Consider the following 18903-nt stretch of genomic DNA (forward strand, 5'->3'; position numbering starts at 1 on the left):
TGTGCCCGTTCATGACCCGTGTACCGCGGGGTTGAGAACGAAGTCGTAATCGAGCGTATAAAACGGGGTGTCGATCGCCGTGCCGTCCGGCGCGATACCCGGCGAGTGCTCGACCCAGTCGACGATCAACGTTGAGCGCACGCCGAATACGGCGTCCGAATCGAGATACTTGTCCCCATTGCGGAACACATGCGTAATCAATGGCTCGTACCCCGGCGCCGTGATCCAGAAGTGCAGGTGGGCTGGCCGCCACGGATGGCGTCCGAGCGCATCGAGCATTCGACCAACCGGCCCGTCGTGCGGAATGGGATAGGCCTCGGCGAGAATCGAGCGGAAATGAAAGAGCCCGTCGGGCAGCGTCTGCAAGCGACCACGTGCTTGAAACTCCACGTTTGGATCCTGCGAGTCTCCGTACTGCACGTCGTAGTACCCGTCTTCATCGGATTGCCAGACTTCGATCGCTGCCCCGGCGACAGGTTCTCCCGAAAGACCCCGAACGCTGCCGGCAACAAAGCAGGGAAGACCCGCTGCGCCGTTGGAGATATCGTCACCGTTCCTGTACTCGGGAGCACCGGCAACAAAGAAGGGACCAAGAACGGTTGCTTCCGTGCATTCGACCGGCTTGCGGTTGTTCTGTGTCGTAACCAGCATCGACAAGCCGAGCGTGTCGGACAGAAGGACGAACTCCTGGCGTTTTTCATCCGTGATATGGCCAACCTCGGTGAGGAAGTTGATTGCGTATGCCCATTCACTTTCGGTCAACTTCACGTCTCTTGCGAACGAATGCAAATGCTGGACAAGGCTGGTCATTACGGTGCTCAGCCTGTCGTTGTTACAGCCGGCCATTGCCGCGAGCACCGCTTGGGTGATGGTGTCTTCGTTGATATTACGCATCGTTTTTCCTTGAACTCCGCGTTCGCAATACAGTTAGCGCGCAAGCAACCGGGCAGCATTGTCTCCGTACACCTTGTCCATCTCAATGCCGGGAATCTGGATATTATCGAGCACTTTCCCGAACTGCCGGATTGCGCTTACCGGTGCGAACGGGAAGTCCGTCCCGAAGAGAATGTGATCGGGGTCTGCCACTTGCGCCAGCGCACTGAGGGGCGCGTTGCCGGCGGAAAGTGCCGTGTCGAAGTAGAAGGATCGGACCGCCGCCAACGTGTCGCCCACGCGCTCGGCCACCGCGGGCATCATGGAAATTGACAGGGCGATGCGAGGGACGAGAAACGGCAGCGTCCCCCCGGCATGCGAAAGGATAAACCGGATGTTCCTGAAGCGGCTCATCGCCCCTGAAATGATCAGGCTGGTGGCTGTACGTGTCGTCTCGAAGGGAAACTCGAGCACGGACGCAGGAGCGACCGACGGCACATCGTGAGGCGGCTGGTTGGGGTGAACGAAAACCACCGTCCCGCGCCGGTTCAATTCTTCCCACAGCGGCGTGAAATGCTCGTCCCCCAGATACCGTCCGTCGTAGTTCGTAAAGACAATGAAACCATCAACCTTCAACACGTCAAGACAATAGCTGACTTCCTTCAGAGAGGCGTCGATGTCGGGCAGCGGCAAGCTCGCGAAGGAACCGAACCGTCCAGGATGCCGGGTTCTGAGTTCCGCAGCGTGGTCGTTGCATTTTCTCAGCAGCGTGGCTGCATCCGGAAGCGTGGGGCCGGAGGAGATCGACAGGATGCCCTCGTCGATTCCGTTTTCATCCATCATCGCGAGGGCTGCCTCGACGGACCAGGTTGGGGCCACGCCGCCCGGCATCGCCGCATTCAGCAAGTCCAGCCCAACTGCGTCCACGTAGAGCTTCGGCAGGAAATGTTGGTGCGTGTCAATTTTTCGCTTCGGCATGGCCGTTGTCTCCTATGAGGAATTCTTTAGCATCGGGCGGGGGCATTCCCTCCTCGGCTTAGATCCATCTTATACGTTATTTTTTACGTTTGCAAAGTTTAGTGAGCAATGCAATCGCCCGTGTGTTTCCGGTTGGATTGATGCAAAGTCACATTCAATTCGCGCAGCACCCAGACGCAGTATCCGTTCTAGGGCGCAACGCAGGTCGGCGGGTAAATGGCGCATTGGCGCTCGATGTCGCTGCGCAGTGGGCCGGGGTCGTTCGCCCCGCGTTCTGCCTCGATATTATCGAGTGCCTTCTGAGCCGCCAGTACGGCCCTGTAGACGGCGAGGCAACGTGTGTATAACTGTTCGCCTGCGTGCGTGACGTCCACGCGCCGGCTCGTTCTCGTGAGAAGTGATGTCCCGAGCCCCTGTTCCAGGTCTGCGACGACACGACTCAACGTCGACTTGCTTACGCGGACTTCCTTCGCCGCTGCGCTGAAGCTTCTATGCTTGACTACGCACGCGAAGTACACAAACTGGTTTGCCTCGATCATGGTCGAGTGACTGCCTGCCTTCCGTGTCATGGTGTATTGCTTACTCCAGTCTCATGCAACGCGGTCGATCCGGGGTTAGCGCTTTAGCGCCTACCCCGGTCCCACGCAACGCGGTCGATCAGGATGACCGGCATGGCGCGCTCTCTTAGCGTTCTTCAGCTTCGGCCAACACCGGATAGTCGGTATAACCTTGTCCATCGCCGCCGAAGAACGTAGTGGGGTTCGCATCGTTCAGCGGTGCACCGGTCTTCAGGCGCGCAACGAAATCCGGGTTGGCCAACACCATCTGGCCATAGGCTTCCAGATCAGCGAGCCCCGATGCGACGTCGGTGCCAGCCTGGTCGCGGGAGCGGCCGGGCCGGTTCAGGATCAGCGTGCCCGTCCAGAGCTTGCGAATGTCAGCTAGCAGCGGTTCGTTGCCCCGATGCGTCACGTGCAGGTACGCCAGACCGAGCTTGTTCAGTTCAGCCACCAGATAGCGGTAGAGCGCCGGTCCTTCGGCGCCTTCGTCGATGCCCCACCGCGCGAGGCCAGGCGACAGGCGAATGGCCGTCCTGTCAGCGCCGATTTCCTCAGCGATTGCAATCGCCACCTCAATGGCAAAGCGGGCGCGGTTTTCGATCGAGCCGCCATACTCGTCGGTGCGGACATTTGCGCTTGGTGCGAGGAACTGATGGACCAGGTAGGCATTCGCACCGTGGATCTCGACGCCATCGGCGCCGGCCTCGATCGCGCGGCGTGCCGCGAAGCGGAAGTCGGACACCGTCTGGCGCACCTCGTCGGTCGTCAGCGCACGCGGTACCGGAATGTCCTGCATCCCCTTGGCCGTGAACATCGACGTATCGGGCGCCGCGATGGCCGAAGGCGCGACGCTCTGACGATGATGCGGCGTGTTGTCCGGGTGCGACATGCGCCCTGCGTGCATAAGCTGGATGAAGAGATGGCCACCGCGCTCATGGACGGCGGAGGTAATCTTGTTCCATCCCGCCACATGCGCATCGGTATAGATGCCCGGCGTAGCAAGATAGCCCTGACCATCGTCAGACGGCTGAGTGCCTTCAGTCACAATCAGGCCGACGCTCGCGCGCTGCGCATAGTACTCCGCGGTCAACTCTCCCGGCGTGCCGTCAAACCCGGCGCGGCTGCGGGTCAACGGCGCCATGACCAGACGGTTCTTCAGTTCCAGCCTGCCGAGGCGAGCGGGTTCAAACAGGCGTTCAAGTGCGTTCGTAGTCACGATCAACTTCCTTTTCAAAGATGTGAGAGCTACTGTACAAACCAGGAGAATGTTGAAAAAGTGGCTAAATCTAATAACTTTATCTACGTGGATAGATAATCGACATGGACCAATTGCTTGCCATTCGCGTGTTCGCCCGCGTTGTCGAAGCGGGCGCATTCACGCGTGCCGCCGACTCGCTCGACATGCCGCTCGCCACGGTGAGCAAACTCGTGCGTTTGCTGGAGCTGCATCTCGGTGTCAGGCTGCTCCAGCGAACGACGCGACGCGTCACTGTCACGCCCGAGGGGGCTGCGTACTACGAGCGCACCTCGCGCGTGCTGAAGGAGATCGAGGACATCGACTCGGGGTTCGCCAGCGCACATCAGCGTCCGCGCGGACGGCTGCGCATCGACATCGGCTCGGCGAACGCAAGCTGCGTGTTGATCCCCGCACTGCCCGACTTTATTGAGCGATATCCCGACATACGTGTCGATCTGGGCGTGAGCGACCGGCAAGTCGACCTCATAGGCGATAACGTGGATTGTGTCGTGCGCGGCGGTAGCGTCGACGAGCTCTCGCTCATCGCACGTCCGCTTGGCCGTGCATCGTGGGTGACATGCGCGGCGCCCGATTATCTGAAGCAGCACGGCAGGCCGACGCATCCCGACCAGCTAAAAAACGGGCATCGCATCGTGAGCTACGTTTCGGCACGGACCGGACGCGTCATGCCGATGCGTTTTCAGAAGGGCAGCGAGCGAATCGAAATCGGCGGCTCACAAGGCATGGGTGTCAACGAGAGCAACGCACATGTCGCGGCTGGACTGGCCGGCCTCGGTGTGATTCAAACCTTCTCCTTTGCCGCGAAGGACGCGATCACGCGTGGCGAGCTTCTGCCTGTTCTGCCCGCATGGCAACCGGATCCCTACCCATTCTTCCTTGTCTATCCGCCAGACAGGCATATGAGCCAACGGTTGCGTGTCTTTATCGACTGGGCGACGGAGCGGTTTGCACACAAGTTCGATCGGGCAACGTAGGCATCGTCGCGAACTCGGACATTCCGGATGTCTGGTTATCGCGCCAGAGGTCAGATAGTCAGGCGGCTGTGCTATCCCACCGCGGGGCAAGACCGGGCGGATCGACAATTCGGCTGTTTGTCGTCGCCAATGCCTGGATTGCGGCCATGTCCGCGTTATCTAACTCGAAGTCGAATACCGCCAGGTTTTGTGCCAGCCGATCGATCCGCGTGGTTCTCGAAAGCGCCACAACGCCGCGTTGTTGAACAAGCCACCGCAGGACGATCTGGGCGATGGTTTTGTCATGGCGAGCGGCGATCTCCTTGAGCGTTGGGTCCGAGAACACGCGGCCAACCGCCATGCCGCAATATCCTGTCACGGCAAGCCCAGCCTCGCGTGTGCTTTCGATGAGCAAGGACTGGTTCAGATACGGATGGTATTCGAACTGATTCGTGACCAATGGAGCCGCCGAGAGCCGGATCGCTTCGGTCATCTGTGCGCGGTTGAAGTTGCTGACGCCTATGTGCCGGACCTTGCCGGCACGCACGACCTCATTGAGCTCCCCAATCTGTTCGGCGAGAGGCACATCCGATCCCCCCGGCCAGTGCAGCAGGAGCAGGTCGATGTAGTCCGTCTTGAGCTTGCGCAGGCTTTCGTTGACTGACGCATCGAAGTGTCTTGCCGAGTAGTTGCTCACCCAGACCTTGGTCGTCAGAAACATTTCGCTTCTTGGGATGCCGGATGCGGCGACGCAGTCGCCGATTTCTGCCTCGTTACGGTAGATTTGCCCGGTGTCGATATGACGGAAGCCGGCACGAAGGGCTTCAGGAATCATTCGATAGATGTCGTCGCCAGTCATCCCGTAGGTGCCAAAGCCTATGGCCGGAATGGCCGCGTTACCGGCATGGACGTTCTGCATGCTATTCCTCATAGACTAAGTGCCGGGCGGCGGCCGTGAAAGAAGCCGCCGCTCGGCGTGTGATCTCGTCAAAGGAAAGGTACGCGATTGCATGCCTGGAAAGAAGCCTATACATTTCGATGCAACCTATCGTCAGAGACGATACACATCCGGCAGGATTCCTTCGACCAATTGCACATGTTTGTGGCAGTCAGCGTGAGGCTGCACTGCCAAACGAACGTACCACCCGTCGAGGTTAGCGTTGCACTGCTAAAAGTTGTGCTGAATACCAACCGAGACGCCGGTCGTGGACCGGCCGGATGCCACGCCTGCGGCCGCGAGCGAAGCGAAGCCATTGGCGCCCGACGCGTGTTGGTAGGTCACCTGCTGGTAGACAGTAGTTCTTTTCGACAGGATGTAAGCATTCGAGACGGTAATGGTCTTCCAGTTTCCGCCGTCGAGATTTTCCACCCATCCGCCAACCGAGAGGACATCATCGGGCACGATCGTCCAGTTCGCACCGGCGTCGACGGTGTTGGCGTTACCGCGGCCAGTCGCCAATGTGATGCGCGATTGCGTAAACGTGGCGTGTAGAAGCACATTTTTCAACTGATACGACGCGCCGAGCCCCCAATTGACGAGCTTGTTGGCGACAACGCCTTCGGCCTGAGGCAGTGATGTTCCAAAGAGCGACGGCAGACCGATAAAACTGGAAAGCTCCAGAAAACGGTTGTTCTCGTTCGCGTACGTGGCTGCCAGACTCAGCGGCCCTCCCTTGTACTGGACAAAGAAAGAGTAGTTCCTGCTTTCGCTGAAATTGCCGGCCACATTGCCAAATGCAAATTCCGCCCCCGAGGAGAACCCGCCAAGGGTCGGGCTCACATATTTCACCGCATTGTTGAACTGGAAGAAGTTGGCAATTTCATCCAGATTGCCTTGGTGAAGCGTGAGAATGTTGCCGAGCAGGAAGGGCGTTTGGTAGTTGGACAGAATGTCATACATGAAGCTGGGTTGGTGACCGAGCGTCAACGTGCCATAGCTGTCCGATTGCAGTCCGACATACGACTTTCTGTTGAATAAGGTTCCAGGAACAAGTGCCCGGCCATTGTTCAGCAGGTACTCGTTCTGAAGATCGAAGATGGTGCGTATCCCGCCGCCGAGATCCTCAACTCCCTTCAAGCCGAAAATGTCGGGTGCGTGCGTGTTTCCCTCCTGGACCAGGGCGTGTCCTCTGACGTTGCTGATGTACTGCACTGCAGTGTCCGCAATTCCATATAAGGTGACGCTGGATTGCGCGTTGGCGGTACTGGTCACAGAAAGTGCGACGAGCGCGCCTGCCATCGTACGTCCAAAAATTGCCATGCCTTGTCTCCGAACCGGTTGGTGCTTTTCTGAAGAAGTTATTTGAATAAAGGGGAGCGTATGAAATCTGTACTACTGATGAAATGAGAGGCTAAAGAGTCAAGCGTTTTGTTCTCACTGCTCGCTTGCCTCTGATCTCCCTAAATTGCTGGTGTTGCGTTCAACAATAATGAATGACATAATCTATGTTGAACACTATAGAAGCCACGCCCCAGGCGTGTCAACGTGACGGCCGTCCGTGGAAACCCGGGGCGGCGATTTTTTATCACTTCCATACGGTTGAAAAATGACCAATGTGACTGCGAGGCGCGGCATTCAGTCTGTCGAGATTGCGTTCCGAATCCTTTCGGCGTTGCAGACGAGTGAGCGAGCACTCCCTCTGAAGGAAATTGCTGCGCTGTCCGAACTGTCGCCGAGCGCGACGAGCAACTACATGATCAGTCTGGTGCGGACCGGGCTTGCGTCGCCGGATGAAAAGCCGGGGTGCTACAAGCTCGGGCCGGCGTCGCTTGCTTTGGGGATGAGCGCGATCAATCAACTGGACGGATTCGATATCGTGCGTCGTGAGGTGGTCGCTTTGCGGGAAGCAACACTGAGTGGCGCGGCCGTCACCGCATGGACCGAAGATGGGCCGGTTAGTCTCTTCAAGCAGGAGGGGCAGACGCGAAGTATTCTCGAGCTGAGAACAGGCCTGATTCCGCTGGTTACGACTGCTGCGGGAAAGCTGTTCATTGCCTGCCTTCAGCCTGCACGTACCGACGATCTCATCAGCCGCGAACTGTCTGCGGGACAGGAATGGACTCCGGCTTCCTTGCGGGAAGAAGCGATCGCTGAATTGCGCAACTGTGGCTTCACAACGGTTCATCGTGGGGAAATGGGTTACGTGTCTGTCGCGGCCCCCATCTGGGACAGGGACGGAGATCTCCGATTTGCCATTAGTCTCATCGGATCGCCTGCAACGCTGAACACGGAAGTTGAAGGTAAAGAGATAAAGGCGCTACTCGATAGCGCTGTTCGAGCTACGGCTGCACTGGGCGGCAAGGTCCCCAGAAAAATTGGGTAGAAGCCGGGCGCTCAATACCGATGCGCGTCATCTGTTTCGGCGGACGATTGCCACGGACGTGCTAGCACGAGGGCCGCGGCTTGCTCATCGCAGTCATCCTTCCGTCAGTCTGTCCCGGCTTCCGCAACTGCCAACACGATGGAATTGAACGCTTCCGGCGCTTCAAGCTTCGGCATGTGGCCAATCCCATCGAGCACGTGGAGTGTCGAACCGTGAGCAGCCTTGTGAATCGGCTGCGCATGGTCGTCAATTGGAGCGACGCGGTCCAGGTTGCCGACAATGACGGAGATCGGCGCTGCGATCGAAGGAACGACGGATGGTGTATACGCAGAGAAGAGCATGTCTACGGCGTGTTCCCAGCCTGTAGGGGTCACCGCGTCTCTTAGCCGGGATACGACCGCGCGAACCAGGGGGCCGGCGTTCGGAGCGATCAGAGCATTGACCACGGCGGCGCGTGCCTCGATCGATTGTGCCGCTGCGCTTCGCATCAGAACTTCTCGTGCCGCGTCGCGCTCCTTACCGGACAGATGTCCTCGTGCAACATTGGGCGCGCTCAATACAAGGGCGCGCGTAGCCGACGGATACCGCGCCGCAAACGTTGCGGCGATGACGCTACCCCATGAACTGCCTACGACGGTTGCACGCGATATGCCGAGCGCAGACAGTAGGGCCATGAGTACATCGGCGTAATCCGTGGCGGCCGGCGTGCTGATCGCAAAGGGGCTGCTTTGTCCGTAGCCGGGAGCGTCCCAGGCAATCACCCGATGGTTCCTGCTTAGTGCGGCGAGCTGCGCGCGGTATCCCGCCGAACTCGAACCAATACCATGCAGCAGCACGATGGCGGGCGCGCGCTCGTCACCGGCAGTGCGATACGTGATGACCCGTTTGTCGCCGAGTGTGGGGAGATTCACTAGTGCCTGGTCGACGGCGGGCAACGAGGATTCAAGTAGATGGCTTTCTGTTTCAGTCATGATTGAAGTCTGGCCGATGTATCAGTCGCTTTAACTTAGGCAAATGCCAATTCACGCATCTCTCAATGCAGCGGAAATCTCATGCGCGGCGGCTCTGAGGGCTTCTGCACAAGGTCCATCGGCCGCGGCATCGAAATGCTCGGCTGGGCCTATCGCCGTCAGTGCCAGCACGGCCATTCTGCTCGGGGAAAGAATGGGCACGCTGATGGCGTTGGCGAGCATACGGTCGTCATAGAACGGGGCGGGGCGTCTCGTCGCGACATGCGAGGCCCTGACGGATTCAAGTACGCTTGCGAGCGATTCCGCCGTGGGGAGCACTTCGCCAGACGCTTGTCGTGCGTTGTCACGCAGTTCCGCTGTCACAAATCGATCGACGGCTTCGTGCGGAAGGAACGCCGCCAGCGCCAGGCCCGAAGCGGAAGACGTCACCGGCAGCACGAGCCCAAGCGGCAGATCGGCGGCCACAGGCGTGGTTGCGGCTTGCCATGCGATCACCGTGGGACCGTGATTGCCCCACGCTGCCAGCGCAAGTGTCTTGTCCAGCGTATGCGCGAGCCGCAACATGGCGCGGCTGGCCAGCCGGACTGCATGTGGCTGCGATTTCATCGTGCCCGCCGTTCCGATCGGCGCGCGGCCGAGGTCGTGCGGGTCGGCAACCAGATATTGTCCACCGCCGAATACCAGCGGGCGCCGCGTGCTCTGGCGTATGCATTCCACCGACCCGACAAAAATCACGTGGTCGCCGCCCGGAAAGCGGGAGACCACCTTGCACTCCAACCATGCGCTGCAATCGCGCAGTAGCGGCAGTCCGTCGACCCCCAGGTCATAGTCGATGCCGGCGAATTTGTCCGGCGACCGGGTCGCAAAGTGATTGGCGAGGTCGTACTGGTGTTCAGCCAGGATGTTGATGGTGAAGCGCCCGGCATCCCTGAACGCGGTATGGCTTCCCGCAGAGGTCGCCTGGCTCCACAGGACGAGAGGCGGATCCAGCGAGACCGAGGAAAACGAATTGGCGGTGAGGCCGTGCATTTTCCCCTCGCCGTCGAGCGTGGCGATCACGGTGACGCCGGTTACGAAGGACCCGAGCACGTCTCTCAACTGACGCTTCTCGAACGTCCTGATGGCAGGACGCGCCTCGTCTAACGCAGTGCTTCCGGTCATGACAGAACCTTTTGCGACTCGCTGAACGCCGGCATGATGGACTCGTGAAACAGGCCGATAGATGTCTTCGCTTCGGAGACGGACATGTCCCCGAACATGAACGTTCCGATGAGGTAGTTGAATGCCCCTTCGTGCGCCTGCTCCAGCAGCTTTTCACGCACGGTTTCCGGCCGGCCCACTACGGCCAGGCCCGATTCCACGAGCGGCTCGATCGTCGGCGGAAGCTTCTGGTTGACCGGTTCCGTCCCGTGCTTCTTCCAGAGCTTGAAAAAGTTCGGATGGAACACCGACCATGCCCGCGAGGCAATTTTCATCGCCTCCTGGTCCGTTTCCGCGACAACGATGTAGCGATTCACGCCGATGAGCGGCTCAGCGGCGGACGGATGCCGCTTGGCGAATTCTTCGCGATATCGATCGGTGATGGCTCTGACTCGCTGGACCGGGCCGCCGCACACGATGTTCATCTTCTCCTGGGCCGGCCATACCGTCGACTCCGGCGATGCCAGCGCGTACCAGGTCGGAGGGGGCGTCTGCAGCGGCTTGAGTTCGATCGGCATGTCGTTGAATTGCCAGAACGTCCCCTTATAGTCGAGCGTATCCGAACTCAAATACCGCTTGATGATTTCATACGACTCGACGTATCTGGCCTGAGCCGTGGCCGCGTCGATACCGAGTGCCTCGATTTCGTGGGGTGAGGCGCCGCGGCCCACGCCATACTCCAGGCGGCCGCCGCTCAGATTGTCGAGCATGCAAATTTCTTCGGCGAGACGGACCGGGTGGTGGATCGGGAGAATGTAGACGAGCGGCGACAGGCGCAGTTTCTTGGTGCGCTGTGCAGCAGCGGCAAGAAACACGCTTTGCGACGGGCAGGCGCTCAGCGTGGTCGCATGGTGTTCCGACATGTGATAGGCATGGAAACCGAGCCTGTCGTAAAGCTCGATAATTTGCATCCTGTCTTCGTACTGCTTATGAATAGGCAGTCCATTGCGATCGTTCTGGTCGAATATACCGAATTTCATGGCTTTTCCAGTAAGTGCGAAATGTGTGATCTTCTGACTTAACGTGTCGAAGATTTGCTGAATACCTGGAAGATGTTTTCTTCCGGATCCTGGTAGGTGGTAACGACGCCGTGTGTGCCCATGTCGCGCTGCGCGAGCTGCTGGCCGCCCGCGGACAGGATTTTCTGCCGGACCTCGTCCTGGGCCTCACCGGCGATCTGGAAGACGGGGACGGCGCCGACGGCTCCTTCTGCCGCTTCCTCGGCCGAACTGAGTGCAAATGCGCTGCGCTGCAGACGAAATTGAGTCCACTTGTTCTCGTCGCGAAACTGGACAGGCATCCCCAGCGCCGATGCATAGAAATCTTCCAGCCTGGCCATATCCTTCGCGACGAAATAGATGGTTTGTACGTCAACTTCTGCCATGGCGGCACTCCGGTAAATGGTTATAGCGGGATTGATGTGACCCGATGTGACCTCGATGCCGAGGCGCGTCACGCTGTGTGCTGTTCTTTCAGTCCAAGTTCGTCGCTCATGATTTGCCGGATCACGTACTTCTGGATTTTTCCCGTCACGGTGGTCGGAAACGAGTCGACAAAGCGGATGTATTTGGGAACCTTGTAATGCGCTATCCGGCCCTTGCAAAAGTCGCGGACTGCCTCGTCGTCGAGAACCGACTCCGGCCTGATGACGATCCATGCGCAGAGTTCTTCGCCGAAATGCTGGTCCGGTACGCCGACCACCTGCACGTCAAGCACGCCCGGGCAGGAGTACAGAAACTCTTCGATCTCGCGGGGATAAAGGTTTTCACCGCCGCGGATGACCATATCCTTGATGCGCCCGACGATGTTGACGTAGCCGTCCGGATCCAGCGTTGCGAGATCGCCCGAATGCATCCAGCCTTCGGCGTCGATTGCGTCGCGCGTCCGGTCGGGCTGGTTCCAGTAGCCAAGCATGACCGAGTAGCCGCGGGTGCAGAGTTCGCCAGTCTGACCGCGCTCCACAGTCTGGCCGCTGAGCGGGTCGATAATCTTTACGTCGAGGTGAGGCAACACCTGGCCGACCGTGGATACCCGCCGCTCGACTGGCGTATCCGTCATGCTTTGGCAGCTCACAGGGCTCGTTTCCGTCATGCCGTATGCGATCGTGATCTCGGGCAGATGCATTTCGCCGACAACCCGCTTCATGATCTCGATAGGGCAAGGAGAACCGGCCATGATGCCGGTGCGCAGACTGCTCATATCGAACTCCGCAAAGCGCGGGTGATTGAGTGCAGCGATGAACATGGTCGGCACGCCATACAGCGCCGTGCATTTTTCCGCCGCTACGGTCTCCAGAACGGCTTCGGCATCGAAGCGTTCGGAGGGGTAGACGATCGTCGAGCCATGGGTCAGGCAAGCCACATTGCCCATGACCATGCCGAAGCAGTGGTACATCGGAACCGGCACGCAGATTCGATCCGCGTGGGTGAGCTTCATGCACTCGCCCACGAAGAAACCGTTGTTCAGGATGTTGCGATGACTCAGCGTAGCGGCCTTGGGAAGTCCCGTCGTCCCGCTGGTGAACTGGATGTTGACGGCGTCGTCCGGGCGCACGGTGCGGCGTACGTCCTGAAGCTTTGCGCTGTTTGCATCGCCGGAGCGAAGCAGGTCGGAGAAGCGTTGCGCGCCGGCTTCGTCCGGGCAGTCCACCTCGTCGATCCACCAGATCGTCTCAAGGCTCGGCAGCCGGGCCTTTCCCAGCTCCCGCAACATGTTCAGATACTCGCTCGACCGGTATCGAACCATCGTCACGATGGCCCTGCACCCGACCAGGTTGAGCGCATGCTCCAGTTCCGAGGTCCGATAGGCCGGGTTGATGTTGACGAGTATCAACCCGGCCTTTGCCGTGGCCAACTGCAGCAGCAGCCAGGCGAGGTTCGTGTGGGACCAGATTCCGATCCGGTCGCCCGGCTTGAGTCCTGCCTCGAGAAGCGCGGCCGCAAGCCGGTCCGACTTTTCGCGAAGTTCGCCGTAGCTTAGCTGGATCCCTTCATGCCGGCTGATTGCCGCGACGTGCTCGCCCATCTTGCTGGCGATCTCGTCAAATGAATCGCCAATGGTTTTGTCGATCAGCTTCGGGAAGCGTGTTCCGCGCTGATATGAAAGTGTGTTCATCGGTACCTTCCGTGCAATGGGCCTGTCTGACGGCTCATTTGCCGACAAATACGACCGGAGCCGGTTCTTCGCCTCGAGCGAAGGCTTCTGCACGTGCAGTTCGTCCTTTCCTGGCGTCTTCCGTCATGTGCAGCCCCATGGTGAGGTCGAGGATCAGCGAGTCCGCACCTGGTACACCGCCGCCTGACCATGCCTTGAGGAGGGCGCGAATGGCGCCATACGAGCGTGTAGGGCCGTTCGCAAGCTTGATGGCGAGGTCGTCGGCAACGTTCTCGACCTCATCTTCGCCGACGACGAAGGCGGCCACGCCGAGCCGACCGGCGGTCGCGCCGGACATGGGTTCGCTCAGCATCGCGTAGCGCGCGGCATACGCACGACCCGCTCTTTCCGCCAGGCGCTGCACGCCGCCCGCGACAGGCGCCGAGCCAACGGACGCTTCAATGCAGCGGAAGGTGGCGTTCTCCGCCGCGACGATGAAGTCGCAAGCAAGAGCGAGTTCGAATGCGCCACCGAATGCCGCGCCGCGCACGGCGGCAATCGTCGGGATCTGGAGGGATTCGATTGACCGATAGGTATGGTGAATCTGCGATATGAACGTCCGCCAGTCATCGAAATCTTTGTCGATGAAATCGAGGACGTCGCCGCCTTTGCTGAAATCGGGGCCTTGTGCGCGGATCAGGAGCGACCGGATATCGGCCTTGCTGGCTTCCCGAACGGCCTTCTCAAGGCAGTCAGCGAAATCAGCCGCGATGAGATTCGAGGGAGGATTGGCCAATACGATATGGCCTACGTTCTGACGACGTTCAAAGTAGATGCTTTCCATTGAAAGGAATCCTTAATAAATGATGGCGATCGTAAAAAGCTCGATGTCTCCTGCCAGGCACTGCACTGCATATATTCAACAATAGTGAATGCGTGCAGCATTGTTGTATATTAGGATGCCGGCGGAGACGTGTCAACCATTCGCTGATGACGTTCTGCCGCGCGCAATGGTGCTTTGCCATTCAGGACACTGGCGGGCGACCGTTGTGGAGATAGGATTCCAGACGGGTCAAACCACAAACCATCGGCAATTTCAGTGGCTAGCGATTTGACCTGCGCTTCGCATGGCTTGGCCGAAAAAGTTCGGCATAAGCGACATTGGAGAATGTAATGAAGGCGATTGGCTATAAAGCAAAGGGTGGCGTCGAGGTTTTGACCGAGCTCGAACTCCCGATGCCGGAACCGGGCCCACGCGATTTGCGGGTCGCCGTGAGGGCGGTGTCGGTGAATCCTGTCGATGTGAAGCGCCGTCGCTGGGAAGATCCTTCGGAGAGTCCGCTACTCAGAGTGTTGGGCTACGACGCGGCAGGCGTGGTCGTTGCGGTGGGAAGCGAGGTCACGCTCTTTAGCCCTGGCGATGAGGTCTTCTATGCGGGCGCGATGGATCGCCCCGGGACCAACTCGGAGTTTCACCTCGTCGACGAGCGGATCGTCGGGCCCAAGCCCACCTCATTGTCGTTCGCCGAGGCGGCGGCCTTGCCGCTCACTTCGATAACTGCATGGGAAATGCTCTTCGACCGCATGAAGGTGCCGCGTGGCTTGCGCGCACCTGGCGGCACGCTGCTCGTTCTGAACGGAGCAGGGGGCGTTGGCTCCATGTTGATCCAACTGGCGAACCGCCTCACGGACCTCACTGTCATCGCCACTGCGTCCCGGCCCGAAACTGTCGAGTGGGTAAAGAAGCTCGGTGCGAAGCACGTTGCCGACCACAGCAAGCCTATCGACGAAGCGCTGCACGCAATCGGCTTCGATGGCGTGGACTATATCGGGGCGATCACTTCGATGCCCGGTAGCGCCCCCAGTCTCGCCCGTGCGTTGAACCCCCAAGGCCATATCACGCTGATCGACAACTTCGACGACAGCATTGCGCCGTTCAAGCCGAAGAGCATCACGGTTTCGTGGGAGATGATGTTTACCCGGTCGCTGTTCCAGACAGCGGACATGGATGCCCAGCACCGCTTGCTGAAAGAAGTGTCGGAGATGGTTGACGCCGGCCTGCTGCAGACGACACTCACGCACGTGGAAGGGCCCTTGACGGCAGCGAATCTTCGCCGTGCCCACGAACGGATCGAAACAGGAAAGGCTATCGGGAAGACCGTGCTGGAAGGCTTCCAGTAATGATTGTCGAGTGTCGTTTTCGCGTGGCGTGGTCAGCGCCGCGTCATGATTCCGGCTTTAACCACCACGGTTTTGCAGGGTGTTAACCACACTTGACATTATATTTTCCAATCGTATAGTAGTGCGGCGAGGCGTGCGCAGAGCGACATGGCTTACGAGGTGATGCTTCCCGGGTCGATCACGCGTGATTCGCAAAAATGCTTTGTTAGAAGAACCGCTGCAACAGTCGTCGATGCCGGTTCGGCTGCTGACACAAAGGATGGCTAAACGATGTGGAAAGCATTGGTGGATGAATTTGCTCAGCAAGACGAACGTGAACCCGACTCATTGCGAGTTGGGCGGTCCGCGATCCGTCGAAAGAACAGCAGACTTCCGCAGGCTGCAACGGACGATCTCCGGAACACCATTCTTGAAGCCGCAGTAGCGCTTTTCTATCGCGAGCCGGTCGAGTCGTTGAATCTCGATCGGCTCGCCGATCAAACGGGGCTCGCTAAGCGGCACATCTATCGGATTTTCGGGTCACGTAAGGCGTTTCTACAAGCTTATGCCGACCTGCTTTGTGATCGTGAGCGTGCCCAATGGCGGGAAGCCGGACATCGGTCCGGCGAGGAGCCCGTCCAACACTTGCTCGAACTCTTTATCGATGTCGCCGTCGAACTGGCTTCCGGTAGTCGTCAGCCAGGGCAGCCTCAATTGCCGGCGGTACCGTTCGTCGACAAGGATCATCCTGTCAGGCTATCGCGTGCGAAGCTTAGCCGGGAGTTTCGGGCACTATTGATGCGACTGGCTACTGCCGCAAATGCAGTAGATGCCGAGGCGTTGGCGGATACGTTGATGATGCTTTGGGAAAATGCAACAACAAGCAACTTCAAATCATGCAGCGACTCCCGGCGGGTCGCTCAGCGTCTGCCGACCCTGGTCGACCACATCATCAAGAGCTACGTGATGCTGTAGGCACGCAGGGAGGAGGTCGCATCATCCGCTCCTGCATGCTCAACGGCGACGCTGGCCGATTGTTGCCGCATCAGCAACAGAGAGTTCAAAAACTAGTACTTACCCTAACGATTTTTCCCCTTTAGACTGCGTGCAGCCATGGCAGCGAAGCTGCTCTGTATCGCAACTAAAACAATCGTTGAGGTAGGTCACCATGAAGTCATTCACCAGGATGGTTCTTATTGCTGCCCTTATTGCAGCACCGGTTGCGTCGTTCGCACAGTCCAGTCAGCCGGTAAGCCGTGCGCAGGTGCGCGCCGATCTGGCCCAGCTCGAGAAAGCTGGCTACGACCCGCACGACTGGATTCACTACCCCGAGAACATCCAGGCAGCTGAAGCAAAAGTCGCGGCGCAGAATGCTGCAGCCCAAGCCCCTGTCTCGGGTTACGGTGGTGGTGCTGACGGGACGTCCCGTTCGGGCGCAGCAAGCGGTATGTAATGTTGATGTAAAGACGCGATTCTCGAGAATCGCGTAGTTTGCGGCTGAGTCTTTCCCACCTGTATCGGTGGGAAAGACTCAGCCGTTTTGCTTTATGGGCGTTTGCAAGCCATCATTCGGATGCGTTGATTAATTCTTGTCGTTCTGTCAAAAGCAACGATTCGTTGCAGCCGTGGAGCTATGCGCATAAGCATTTCGGTCGTAGCCTTCAGGTCGAGTCATCATTTCATTTCGGGTGCTCGTCATGGCGCGCGCTCCGGTAGGGCAGGCTCGCGTGCGGCAACGCTGAACGCGAGCTGAGAACACGGATCCGCTGAGACGACCGCCTGACCGGCCGGATCGTCTCACCCGGATCGGCGCTTACTGCAACACCGTGCGCGTTGTCCGGCGCACATCATTTCCCACAGTGGTATCACGCAGATATAGGAAGGAGATCGAAATGTCGAAAGTTCTGGTTCTATATTATTCCTCGTATGGCCATGTCGAAGCGCTAGCAGATGCCGTCGCCGAAGGGGCGCGTTCCGCGGGCGCCACGGTCGACGTCAAGCGGGTGCCCGAGACCGCACCGGCGGAAGTGGCCAAGGCCGCCTACTTCAAGCTCGACCAGCAAGCGCCGGTTGCGACCGTCGCCGAGCTCGCCAACTACGACGCTATTGTCGTCGGCACGCCGACCCGATTCGGGCGCGTCTCATCACAGATGGCAACATTCCTGGATCAAGCCGGCGGCCTGTGGATGAGCGGTGCATTGAATGGCAAAGTCGGCGGTGCGTTCACGTCGTCGGCGAGCCAGCACGGCGGCCAGGAAACGACGCTGTTCTCGATCATTACCAATCTGCTGCACTTCGGCATGACCATCGTCGGCCTGCCGTACAGCCACCAGGGGCAAATGACGCTGGACGAAATCGTCGGTGGTTCGCCTTACGGCGCCACGACGATCGCCGGTGGGCAAGGTCAACGCCAGCCGAGCGCGATCGAGCTCGCCGGCGCTCGTCACCAGGGCGAACTGATCGCCCGGACGGCCAACAAGCTGTTTGGCTGAACGTCAGGCTATTCGCACCGTTGACGCGCATGAGACGGTCAGGCAGATCCCTGCCTGGCCGACACGGCTTCGAATCCGGCCACGAGCGCATCGAGCAAGTGACGCACGGCCGGAACCATGCCTCGGCGCGTGGGAAAGATCGCATGCACAAGGCCCGGCGTGCTAGCCAGACCTGGCAGCAGGTGCTGCAGGCGGCCGGCCTGAATATCGGCCTCAACCAGTTCCCTCGGCAGCATGGCCACGCCGACGCCGGATATCGCCGCCACCCGAAGGCTCGCCAGGTCGTCGGTGGCGAGGCGAGGCTGGTGCGCCCATGAGGTCACGCGCCCCTCGGCGTCGACCAGATTCCACACGAATCGCTCGTTGCTGCTCGCCATTGAGAGGGTGGGCCATCCCTTTACGGAATCGATCGAACTGGGCACCGAATGGCGCGCGGCCAGTTCGGGACTGGCAACCAGAATGTGGATCGACAAGCCCAACTGGCGGACGGCGAGGTCGGTATTTTCCAACGGCGGCAGCCTGACCCGGATGGCAAAGTCCAGGCCTTCCTCGACGACATCCACGCGGCGGTTGGTTGCATCCAGCAGGACCTGGACATCAGGATTGTCCTCTACGTATCGCGCGATGATCGTTGAGATGCCGGACTCCAGCAAGGCCACGGGGCAAGCGATACGGACGGTGCCCTGCGGCTTGGAGCGCGTACGCTCCACGATCTCTTTCGCGGCCTTGGCTTCCGCCACCAGTGCAAGGCAATGCTGGTGGAACTGCCGCCCGGTCTCCGTCAGGGAAAGGCTCCTGCTGGTGCGATTGAGCAGGCGAACGCCAAGTTCTTCTTCCAGTGCGCGAACGCGCCGGCTGAGTTTCGACGTCTGCAGGCCGAGGCCGCGCGCGGCCGCCGTGTAGCTACCACGCTCGACCACCTCTGCGAAGAGCCGAAGATCGTTGAGGTCAGTGATTGCGTTCATAGGCGGACTTCAACTCCTTCTGATCGTTCTATTGGTGGCAATGAAGCGTTTCATTGTAGGAGATATGCGCGAGTTCA

General features: G+C 59.4%; 19 protein-coding genes. 6 read left to right on the plus strand and 13 right to left on the minus strand.

The features are described from left to right. Positions 1 to 9: 9 nt before the first annotated feature. From M0D64_RS11295 to M0D64_RS11310, 4 genes are all read right to left on the minus strand, one after another. Entirely contained in the window at positions 10 to 894 is an 885-nt protein-coding gene (locus tag M0D64_RS11295) for an intradiol ring-cleavage dioxygenase (protein ID WP_266257739.1), read from the minus strand. A 33-nt stretch (positions 895 to 927) separates the two neighbouring features. Further along, entirely contained in the window at positions 928 to 1851 is a 924-nt protein-coding gene (locus M0D64_RS11300; protein ID WP_266257740.1) for an amidohydrolase family protein, read from the minus strand. Between the two features lie 188 nt (positions 1852 to 2039). Further along, on the minus strand, positions 2040 to 2420 hold the full coding sequence (locus M0D64_RS11305; protein ID WP_266257741.1) for a LysR family transcriptional regulator: 381 nt from the start codon (positions 2418 to 2420) through the stop codon (positions 2040 to 2042). A gap of 115 nt (positions 2421 to 2535) precedes the next feature. Continuing rightward, positions 2536 to 3627 carry an alkene reductase gene (locus M0D64_RS11310; RefSeq protein WP_266257742.1) on the minus strand — a complete coding sequence of 364 codons (1092 nt, stop codon included), beginning with the start codon at positions 3625 to 3627 and terminating at the stop codon, positions 2536 to 2538. A gap of 104 nt (positions 3628 to 3731) precedes the next feature. Here M0D64_RS11310 and M0D64_RS11315 point away from each other — a divergent pair, with 104 nt between their 5' ends. Then, positions 3732 to 4643 (plus strand): LysR family transcriptional regulator, encoded by a 912-nt coding sequence (locus tag M0D64_RS11315; RefSeq protein WP_266257743.1) that lies wholly within the window; start codon positions 3732 to 3734, stop codon positions 4641 to 4643. A 58-nt stretch (positions 4644 to 4701) separates the two neighbouring features. Here M0D64_RS11315 and M0D64_RS11320 read toward each other — a convergent pair whose 3' ends face one another. Both M0D64_RS11320 and M0D64_RS11325 read right to left on the minus strand, forming a co-directional pair. Next, a complete protein-coding gene (locus M0D64_RS11320) occupies positions 4702 to 5541 on the minus strand; it encodes an aldo/keto reductase (RefSeq protein WP_266257744.1) in 840 nt (279 codons plus the stop codon). A 249-nt stretch (positions 5542 to 5790) separates the two neighbouring features. After that, positions 5791 to 6882, minus strand: a complete 1092-nt coding sequence (locus tag M0D64_RS11325) for a porin (protein ID WP_266257745.1) — start codon at positions 6880 to 6882, stop codon at positions 5791 to 5793. A gap of 286 nt (positions 6883 to 7168) precedes the next feature. Here M0D64_RS11325 and M0D64_RS11330 point away from each other — a divergent pair, with 286 nt between their 5' ends. Continuing rightward, positions 7169 to 7945 (plus strand): IclR family transcriptional regulator, encoded by a 777-nt coding sequence (locus tag M0D64_RS11330; RefSeq protein WP_266257746.1) that lies wholly within the window; start codon positions 7169 to 7171, stop codon positions 7943 to 7945. 104 nt (positions 7946 to 8049) lie between these two features. Here M0D64_RS11330 and M0D64_RS11335 read toward each other — a convergent pair whose 3' ends face one another. From M0D64_RS11335 to M0D64_RS11360, 6 genes are all read right to left on the minus strand, one after another. Further along, positions 8050 to 8916 carry an alpha/beta fold hydrolase gene (locus tag M0D64_RS11335; protein WP_266257747.1) on the minus strand — a complete coding sequence of 289 codons (867 nt, stop codon included), beginning with the start codon at positions 8914 to 8916 and terminating at the stop codon, positions 8050 to 8052. A gap of 51 nt (positions 8917 to 8967) precedes the next feature. After that, positions 8968 to 10077: a flavin reductase gene (locus M0D64_RS11340; protein WP_266257748.1), complete on the minus strand. Its 1110-nt coding sequence runs from the start codon at positions 10075 to 10077 to the stop codon at positions 8968 to 8970. Further along, a complete protein-coding gene (locus M0D64_RS11345; protein ID WP_266257749.1) occupies positions 10074 to 11096 on the minus strand; it encodes an LLM class flavin-dependent oxidoreductase in 1023 nt (340 codons plus the stop codon). Before M0D64_RS11345 ends, M0D64_RS11340 begins: the two co-directional genes overlap by 4 nt. Positions 11097 to 11134: 38 nt before the next feature. Next, a complete protein-coding gene (locus tag M0D64_RS11350) occupies positions 11135 to 11500 on the minus strand; it encodes a VOC family protein (protein WP_266257750.1) in 366 nt (121 codons plus the stop codon). Between the two features lie 68 nt (positions 11501 to 11568). Then, positions 11569 to 13230, minus strand: coding sequence for an AMP-binding protein (locus M0D64_RS11355; RefSeq protein WP_266257751.1), 1662 nt, complete (start codon positions 13228 to 13230; stop codon positions 11569 to 11571). Between the two features lie 34 nt (positions 13231 to 13264). Beyond that, positions 13265 to 14053 (minus strand): enoyl-CoA hydratase/isomerase family protein, encoded by a 789-nt coding sequence (locus tag M0D64_RS11360; RefSeq protein ID WP_266257752.1) that lies wholly within the window; start codon positions 14051 to 14053, stop codon positions 13265 to 13267. A 329-nt stretch (positions 14054 to 14382) separates the two neighbouring features. Between M0D64_RS11360 and M0D64_RS11365 the strand changes: the two genes are divergently transcribed. From M0D64_RS11365 to wrbA, 4 genes are all read left to right on the plus strand, one after another. Beyond that, on the plus strand, positions 14383 to 15390 hold the full coding sequence (locus tag M0D64_RS11365) for a zinc-binding alcohol dehydrogenase family protein (RefSeq protein WP_266257753.1): 1008 nt from the start codon (positions 14383 to 14385) through the stop codon (positions 15388 to 15390). A gap of 270 nt (positions 15391 to 15660) precedes the next feature. After that, positions 15661 to 16344, plus strand: coding sequence for a TetR/AcrR family transcriptional regulator (locus M0D64_RS11370; protein ID WP_266257754.1), 684 nt, complete (start codon positions 15661 to 15663; stop codon positions 16342 to 16344). A 193-nt stretch (positions 16345 to 16537) separates the two neighbouring features. Continuing rightward, positions 16538 to 16822, plus strand: coding sequence for a DUF4148 domain-containing protein (locus M0D64_RS11375; protein WP_154559767.1), 285 nt, complete (start codon positions 16538 to 16540; stop codon positions 16820 to 16822). 439 nt (positions 16823 to 17261) lie between these two features. Further along, the gene (gene wrbA, locus M0D64_RS11380) at positions 17262 to 17861 is read left to right on the plus strand and encodes an NAD(P)H:quinone oxidoreductase (RefSeq protein ID WP_266257755.1); all 600 of its coding nucleotides are present in this window, start codon (positions 17262 to 17264) and stop codon (positions 17859 to 17861) included. Between the two features lie 38 nt (positions 17862 to 17899). On the opposite strand, the gene M0D64_RS11385 is transcribed toward wrbA, so the two are convergent. Continuing rightward, positions 17900 to 18826 (minus strand): LysR substrate-binding domain-containing protein, encoded by a 927-nt coding sequence (locus tag M0D64_RS11385; RefSeq protein ID WP_266257756.1) that lies wholly within the window; start codon positions 18824 to 18826, stop codon positions 17900 to 17902. Positions 18827 to 18903 lie beyond the last annotated feature (77 nt).

Origin of the sequence: Paraburkholderia sp. WS6 (genome assembly GCF_030464835.1) — a bacterium.
Lineage (GTDB): Bacteria > Pseudomonadota > Gammaproteobacteria > Burkholderiales > Burkholderiaceae > Paraburkholderia > Paraburkholderia madseniana.

Excerpts from the sequence above, each read along its gene's own strand:
- M0D64_RS11325 (WP_266257745.1), bottom strand. The coding sequence starts at position 6,882 with ATGGCAATTTTTGGACGTACGATGGCAGGCGCGCTCGTCGCACTTTCT.
- M0D64_RS11345 (WP_266257749.1), bottom strand. The coding sequence starts at position 11,096 with ATGAAATTCGGTATATTCGACCAGAACGATCGCAATGGACTGCCTATT.
- M0D64_RS11305 (WP_266257741.1), bottom strand. The coding sequence starts at position 2,420 with ATGACACGGAAGGCAGGCAGTCACTCGACCATGATCGAGGCAAACCAG.
- wrbA (WP_266257755.1), top strand. The coding sequence starts at position 17,262 with ATGTCGAAAGTTCTGGTTCTATATTATTCCTCGTATGGCCATGTCGAA.
- M0D64_RS11335 (WP_266257747.1), bottom strand. The coding sequence starts at position 8,916 with ATGACTGAAACAGAAAGCCATCTACTTGAATCCTCGTTGCCCGCCGTC.
- M0D64_RS11330 (WP_266257746.1), top strand. The coding sequence starts at position 7,169 with ATGACCAATGTGACTGCGAGGCGCGGCATTCAGTCTGTCGAGATTGCG.
- M0D64_RS11320 (WP_266257744.1), bottom strand. The coding sequence starts at position 5,541 with ATGCAGAACGTCCATGCCGGTAACGCGGCCATTCCGGCCATAGGCTTT.
- M0D64_RS11350 (WP_266257750.1), bottom strand. The coding sequence starts at position 11,500 with ATGGCAGAAGTTGACGTACAAACCATCTATTTCGTCGCGAAGGATATG.
- M0D64_RS11315 (WP_266257743.1), top strand. The coding sequence starts at position 3,732 with ATGGACCAATTGCTTGCCATTCGCGTGTTCGCCCGCGTTGTCGAAGCG.
- M0D64_RS11295 (WP_266257739.1), bottom strand. The coding sequence starts at position 894 with ATGCGTAATATCAACGAAGACACCATCACCCAAGCGGTGCTCGCGGCA.
- M0D64_RS11340 (WP_266257748.1), bottom strand. The coding sequence starts at position 10,077 with ATGACCGGAAGCACTGCGTTAGACGAGGCGCGTCCTGCCATCAGGACG.
- M0D64_RS11385 (WP_266257756.1), bottom strand. The coding sequence starts at position 18,826 with ATGAACGCAATCACTGACCTCAACGATCTTCGGCTCTTCGCAGAGGTG.
- M0D64_RS11370 (WP_266257754.1), top strand. The coding sequence starts at position 15,661 with ATGTGGAAAGCATTGGTGGATGAATTTGCTCAGCAAGACGAACGTGAA.
- M0D64_RS11365 (WP_266257753.1), top strand. The coding sequence starts at position 14,383 with ATGAAGGCGATTGGCTATAAAGCAAAGGGTGGCGTCGAGGTTTTGACC.
- M0D64_RS11375 (WP_154559767.1), top strand. The coding sequence starts at position 16,538 with ATGAAGTCATTCACCAGGATGGTTCTTATTGCTGCCCTTATTGCAGCA.
- M0D64_RS11360 (WP_266257752.1), bottom strand. The coding sequence starts at position 14,053 with ATGGAAAGCATCTACTTTGAACGTCGTCAGAACGTAGGCCATATCGTA.
- M0D64_RS11300 (WP_266257740.1), bottom strand. The coding sequence starts at position 1,851 with ATGCCGAAGCGAAAAATTGACACGCACCAACATTTCCTGCCGAAGCTC.
- M0D64_RS11355 (WP_266257751.1), bottom strand. The coding sequence starts at position 13,230 with ATGAACACACTTTCATATCAGCGCGGAACACGCTTCCCGAAGCTGATC.